General features: G+C 67.0%; 1 protein-coding gene and 2 pseudogenes. 1 reads left to right on the top strand and 2 read right to left on the bottom strand.

Annotation, left to right across the window (positions count from 1 at the left end; genetic code table 11):
- Positions 1-6: 6 nt before the first annotated feature.
- Positions 7-849 (bottom strand): MIP/aquaporin family protein, encoded by an 843-nt coding sequence (locus B1A87_RS22640; RefSeq protein WP_144275965.1) that lies wholly within the window; start codon positions 847-849, stop codon positions 7-9.
- Between the two features lie 217 nt (positions 850-1,066).
- Here B1A87_RS22640 and B1A87_RS22645 point away from each other — a divergent pair.
- Positions 1,067-1,288 (top strand): annotated as a pseudogene (locus B1A87_RS22645) (ADP-ribosylglycohydrolase family protein); the annotation flags it as partial.
- A gap of 34 nt (positions 1,289-1,322) precedes the next feature.
- On the opposite strand, the pseudogene B1A87_RS22650 reads toward B1A87_RS22645, so the two are convergent.
- Positions 1,323-1,639, bottom strand: a pseudogene (locus tag B1A87_RS22650) (SMC family ATPase); the annotation flags it as partial.

The raw sequence follows: 1,639 nt of genomic DNA on the forward strand, positions 1-1,639 counted from the left end.
TGTCTCTTATACACATCTAGATGTGTATAAGAGACAGGTGTCACCCTCGTCGATGACCGGATGCGCCACAGCGGTGCCCGCTGCGGCGCTGCTGTCGGAGAAACCCCGGAAGACTAGGCCGGCGATGGCGGCACCCACCAGCGGGGCCACCCAGAAGAGCCAGAGCTGTTCCAGCGACCAGCTGTTGCTGAACAGCGCGGAGGCCGTGGCACGGGCGGGGTTGAACGGCGCGTTTCCGATGGCCTGCCCGAACTGCAGCAGCACGGCAAACGCGAGGCCAACGGCGAACGGGGCCGCTGCCGCGTGAACGTTGCGCCGCGCCGTGGTGCCGAGGAAAACAGCGACCAGGAGGGCTGCGCCCAGGACTTCGGCCAGCAGGACGCCCGCCATGGGCGTCTGAATGACGGAATGTTCGCCGAATCCGGCGGTCACGGTATCGAACGCCGCCCGGGTGTCGGGAATGTTGGGGACGGTGCGGAGGATGCCGAAGAGTGTCAGGGCGCCGGCGGCGGCGCCGATGAGCTGCGCGCCGATGTAGGCGGCGGCGTGGGCGGCGCGGATCTTTCCTGCCACGAAGCTACCCAGCGTGATGGCCGGATTGAACTGCCCGCCCGAGATGTAGGCGAAGGCCAGCATCGCGGCCGTCACGGCGAGCCCGCCGGCCAGCGATGCCGGCAGCGGATTCGACTGCGGAAGCGTGAAGAGCGGAACGCCCAGTCCGGCGATCACCAGGAACAAGGTTCCGAACGCTTCGGCCCCCAGCCGGGAAACGAGTCCGGGCCGGAATCCGCCGTCACCGGCGGAATTCAGCTCGGGGTCGGTCGGGGGTGCGGACACAGGGGTGGTCATGTTCAGGAATTCCTTTGTTTCGGTGAGCCGGTGAGACCGGCACCTGCGGGAGTCAGCCCCTGCATTCTGGCAGGCGAGTCTGGACGGTTGCTGAATGCGAGCTTAGCGCCCCGGGGAGCGGCCGTTTCCCTTGGCGATCGTCGCCGAGTGAGCGTGCCACGGTCCCGGGGAGCGGCCGCTGCGCTCTCCCGCCGGGCCGGCGGGTAAATTTGGTGGCATGAGCAATGTTCCCGGCGCTACCGCGCTGCCGTCCCCGGCGTCCCGTATCCATGGCTGCCTGCTGGGCGGCGCGCTCGGCGACTCCCTCGGCTACGCCATCGAGTTCGATTCCATCAGCGCCATCCGCGGCCGCTTCGGCGCGGCCGGGCTCCAGGGCTTCGAAGCGCTCGACGGCGGGACTCACTTCTCCGACGACACCCAGATGACGCTCCTGTCTCTTATACACATCTAGATGTGTATAAGAGACAGGTCATGTCCAGGTCCATTGCCGCGGCTTCGGCGTCGGCACGTGCCACGATCAGCGCCAGCTTGCCGTTGTGGCCTGCCACCTCCTTGGCGGCATCGGCGGCCTTGACGGCCAGTTCCCGCTCGACCGCCTCGAAGCGCTCGGTCCCGAATAGTTTCTGCAGGAGTTCCAGGCGGTCCGAGGCCTTGGACCGGAGGAAGGCCGCAAAGTCCCCCTGCGGGAGCATGACCACCCTGGTGAACTGTTCCCTGTCCATGCCGAGGATGGCAGCGATCTCGGCTCCGGCTTCGTCATTCCTGCCGGATTTTTCAACCCATTCGCCGC

It is taken from the genome of Arthrobacter sp. KBS0703, from assembly GCF_002008315.2.
Classification (GTDB): Bacteria; Actinomycetota; Actinomycetes; order Actinomycetales; family Micrococcaceae; genus Arthrobacter.

Excerpts from the sequence above, each read along its gene's own strand:
- B1A87_RS22640 (WP_144275965.1), bottom strand. The coding sequence starts at position 849 with ATGACCACCCCTGTGTCCGCACCCCCGACCGACCCCGAGCTGAATTCC.